This is a genomic window from Nostoc foliaceum FACHB-393 (genome assembly GCF_014698505.1).
In the GTDB taxonomy this organism is placed as follows: domain Bacteria; phylum Cyanobacteriota; class Cyanobacteriia; order Cyanobacteriales; family Nostocaceae; genus Nostoc; species Nostoc foliaceum_A.
The window spans coordinates 1-3,946 of record NZ_JACJTD010000155.1 but is presented as its reverse complement, the minus strand read 5'-3'; the positions used below and the strand labels follow the sequence as shown (position 1 = coordinate 3,946).

Annotated in this window: 3 protein-coding genes and 2 pseudogenes; 4 read left to right on the top strand and 1 reads right to left on the bottom strand. The window is 40.4% G+C overall.

From position 1 onward, the window contains the following. Positions 1 to 55: 55 nt before the first annotated feature. A complete protein-coding gene (locus H6G92_RS38355) occupies positions 56 to 355 on the top strand; it encodes a hypothetical protein (protein WP_190902037.1) in 300 nt (99 codons plus the stop codon). Positions 356 to 503: 148 nt separating this feature from the next. Here H6G92_RS38355 and H6G92_RS41445 read toward each other — a convergent pair. After that, positions 504 to 1,057: pseudogene (locus H6G92_RS41445) on the bottom strand (transposase); the annotation flags it as partial. Positions 1,058 to 1,175: 118 nt separating this feature from the next. Between H6G92_RS41445 and H6G92_RS38345 the strand changes: the two are divergent. The 3 genes and pseudogenes from H6G92_RS38345 to H6G92_RS38335 all read left to right on the top strand — a co-directional run. Continuing rightward, a pseudogene (locus H6G92_RS38345) lies at positions 1,176 to 1,295 on the top strand (IS4 family transposase); the annotation flags it as partial. A 630-nt stretch (positions 1,296 to 1,925) separates the two neighbouring features. Then, positions 1,926 to 2,426: an alpha/beta fold hydrolase gene (locus H6G92_RS38340; RefSeq protein WP_190902035.1), complete on the top strand. Its 501-nt coding sequence runs from the start codon at positions 1,926 to 1,928 to the stop codon at positions 2,424 to 2,426. 288 nt (positions 2,427 to 2,714) lie between these two features. Then, positions 2,715 to 3,869: a hypothetical protein gene (locus H6G92_RS38335; protein WP_199345147.1), complete on the top strand. Its 1,155-nt coding sequence runs from the start codon at positions 2,715 to 2,717 to the stop codon at positions 3,867 to 3,869. Positions 3,870 to 3,946: the final 77 nt, after the last annotated feature.

Here is a 3,946-nt window from a genome sequence, read left to right as displayed (position 1 = left end):
TGATTACTTGGGAATTGTGGTTGGCTCGTGATATCGTTGCTGACAACCCCCTGCCTTGGCAGAAGTCGATAGACAAACTAACTCCTGGTCGGGTTGCCCAGGCTATGGGGATCATTTTAGAGAGTATGACACTCCACCAGAAACCGAACCCCAACCGAGTATTACACCGCAGAGGGAGTTTCATCGGACATCTGATAAGTCAGCAAAACAGTCTGTTGGGTTAGCGATAGAGGAACTTGAAATTTTACGCGATCGCATTTTGTCCCAACTGAAGTTAGGTACGCAAGCTACTGGGTATAAAACTGCTCAGAAGGCTCTCAATCGTTTCATTATTGAACTAATCGGTTCAGTTTAGCCGTTTGGGGAATTCGCCAACGGTATCCGTATCTCGGCGGCCACCCGTATTCGCCAAAAGTCTCGCCGAGCCGCGATGAATGATCAGTATATGGTTTCTGTTTTGACTGCGGCTCTCCCAAACTCAACACTCTCCTAGAATCCACCTGTCAATAGGGTTTGAGACGCGCTAACCCTGCCATGATCAGGATCATGGCAAGATAAATAAAAGTCTCCCATGTCTCGGGTAATAACTCATAGTCTCGGACTAATCGGCGACATCCCGTCAGCCAACCAAAAGTTCGCTCTATAACAAGAGCATTTTTTGAGCAAAACAAAACCCTTAGCTTCTTGCGATCGCAAAACCACTTGTATAATCCAACGGCAAAAATTCATCACCCAATGTATGAAAGGTTCTCCATCAAATCCACCATCTACCCAGATCGTTGTTAAACGAGATATCTTTTGATGGGACTGTTTAACGCGTTTTAGAACCTGTTTTCCTCCTTCTCGTTCACCGACATTGGCTGCGGTGACTAAAACTCTCAACACTAATCCCAAGCTATCAACGGTCATAAATCGCTTACGTACGAGTGATCTTTTTACCTGCATCAAAACCAACTAACTGACTCACTATTGCTGAACTTTTAATACTTTGGCTGTCAATTATTGCCTCAGATGGACTTGGATGGCGTTGATGTTTTATGCGAACCCAAACTCTTAGACCTTAGTGGTGCAGAAAAGTCTTGAAACGTAGATATAGGTGGAATTTAAAAACAGAGAGGGATGACTTGGAGGGGCAGAGCATGAGATGCTCAAGTTTCCACACAAAAAGTCATGCCATGCGAGTGCCCCATTTATATCGTCAACTGCAAGCCCAGCTAAGTCAATGGATAAATCCCGAAGATAAACGTCATCTTCAAGTATTTAGCGAAAATGTAGCAGCAATTTTACAAGCCCAAAGGCGTTTCAACTGCCAATGCTGGCTACTCCTGTTGTGCAGTTAAGGCTTAAAAGACTTTTTACCACAGTGACCTTTGAGAAGCCACTGCCTTCAGACAGCAAAAAATGATTTAAATTTTCTACCAAAGGTATGATTGAAAAGGGCATATCAACTTATAAAACATGAATTAATACCAAATATTATCTATTATCATTCTGAGCAAACCAAAAAATCTTATTAAACGCTTTAATACACTATGTTTAGCTCAAAATGAAGTAATAATATTTCAATTTGGTATAATTTATGATTGTGTGTAATAACTATATCTTGCTATAGTCTAGATCTATTGTTCTACGGGAACAAAACAAGCTTAGGCATAAGAGATTACCCACAATTAGGAAAGAGACGATGGCAATTAATCTCAAATTATCCTTTTCTCCTGAATTATCAGGGAGCAAATCATGACTGGGAAGACTTTGCAACTATAAAGGTAAAAGAAACGAACGTTTCCTTAACTGTTTTACTGACCAGCCTTAGAGAACCTTAAACCGTTGGTTTTCAAGTTAAAAAACTCGATAATTCTTTCATTTACAAATATTGTAGTCGCGCTAGATGATATTAGCCATAATAAAACTTAAGTTGTAGAAAAGTGACTAATATTAATGTAAATGCAGAGCAATGTAATTCACTTTCTTTAAATGAACAACAGCAGATAATTAACATCCTGAAGAAAACTACTTTATTGAAAGAAAAAGATAGTATTGTGCTAGAGGCAGGAGCACCATCTGCAGAAGTAGTGTCTGTAATAAGTACTGAAAGTATCTTTTGTGAGATTGCTTGTAGAACTGGTCAAGCAGCAGCGATAGCAGCATGTGCATCTATCCCGGGTGGTCAAATTGCGTTTTTAAATTTAGCCTATTTTTTCTTCAGTATCTTTATCCAGCGAGGGTTTCAGAAATACCGTGCGTTCGCCCTGCCAACACTGGTAATTACTAGAGATAGCGATGTAGCAATACTACCTGGAAATAGTAATGTTTTAGTTCAGAAGATTTCAGGTGCAAAACTTGCAATGATTAAAGATGCTGCTCATGGGTTTGCTTACAGTCATGCGGTTGAGGCAGCAGATCCATTAATGAAATTTCTGCTTTGACTATTTATTAAATAAGGGTTTAAAAAAGAAATTTTCCGCATATCCAGAAAGAAGGCATCTGTAATGCTTGATATATTAGGATTTAGAAAAAGATTATTACGAAAACTTTCCGTATAATAAATAGTTATGCGCTTAGACAAGCCAGTGGAGGCTGGTCGATGAAAGCAATCCCTCCACAAAGACAGATGATAAGGACTCTGACCTCCATGCTTCTCATCATTCTGTTTTTTCAATCTATGGCTGAGAGAATTTATTAGCAGTTTGTAACTTAATAAGCAGGTAGATTAAATGAAGCACTTCATACAAGCTACAACACTTATGGGGGTTGTCCTTCACAAGCAATCTGACAATCATTGCTTTACTATCCGATCTCGGGCAGGAGATGAGTACAGCATTCGAGTCAAGGAAGAGACAAATTTTCGTTGCGTAACTAACTTAGATGGTTTAAATAATGACCGATTTGATAAATTTGTCGATCAGTCAGATCCTCCAAACAAACTAAAAGAAAAGATTGAAACATATATTCATGAGAATACGCTAGTTGCCGTTCAAGCCATTTACCAAGTTCAAGGAGACACAAGTCTTTTTGACGCTACTGGCGTTCACTTGCTAACCACCCAAAACTCGACATTTCTGTTCGAGCAGTCCCATTGGTGGTTAAACCAAATTTCCATTTTGGCAGATGAGTGGTTAGATGACCTGTTCGGCGATCGCCGAAGCTACAGCGAGGCAGACTTTTCCGAACTGTATCGCACAAATCTAAACATCATCGGTTTGCCAACCGATAACAATATCCAGGAAATGGCCACCCTATCCCGGCTCATTTTCGGGCTTTCTTCTGCCTACCTTTTGAGGGGTAATGCTAGGTATCTTTCTGCCGCATCGGCAGGTGTTCGTTTTCAGAGAGAGGCTTTTCGTAGTTTTAGCCATGATGGGCGGCACTGTTTTTGGGCCTATGGTCGTCGTCGTCAAAAATATGGCACAGAGTGGAAGCTCCTCTCAGAAGATGGTACGGATAAGGGGAGTATTCCTTTATATGAGCAAATTTATGCCTTGGCAGGTTTAGCCCAGTACCATAGAATCACTAATGACTGGGAAGTGCTAGAGGATATTCGACGTACCGTCCGAACTTTCAACGATTTTTACCTTGACTCTAAGGAAAAGAACCCAAATTTTCCAGGTCAGGGAGGCTATTTTTCCCATCTGGATTATGTAACCATGCGACCAGATAGTCCATCATTAGGGATTAACCAATCGCGCAAGAACTGGAACTCCATTGGTGATCATATTCCCGCATATCTGATTAATATATTGCTTGCTCTCGATCCATTACCTGTTGGTCGAGAATCCGATTTAGCTCAGTTTGTCAAAATCTGTCGAGAGATGTTGGATTCTTGCGGGGGGACAAAATGGTTTAGAATGCTTATATTGCAAAGAGTGTAGCAATTTGTGGTAAAAGAAAAAGAGCCTTCATTCGCAACAAGCTCTATTTAATGATAATGTTACCAGAATTCTACGAG

Coding starts and splice junctions, on each gene's coding strand:
- H6G92_RS38335 (WP_199345147.1), top strand. CDS start 2,715: ATGAAGCACTTCATACAAGCTACAACACTTATGGGGGTTGTCCTTCAC.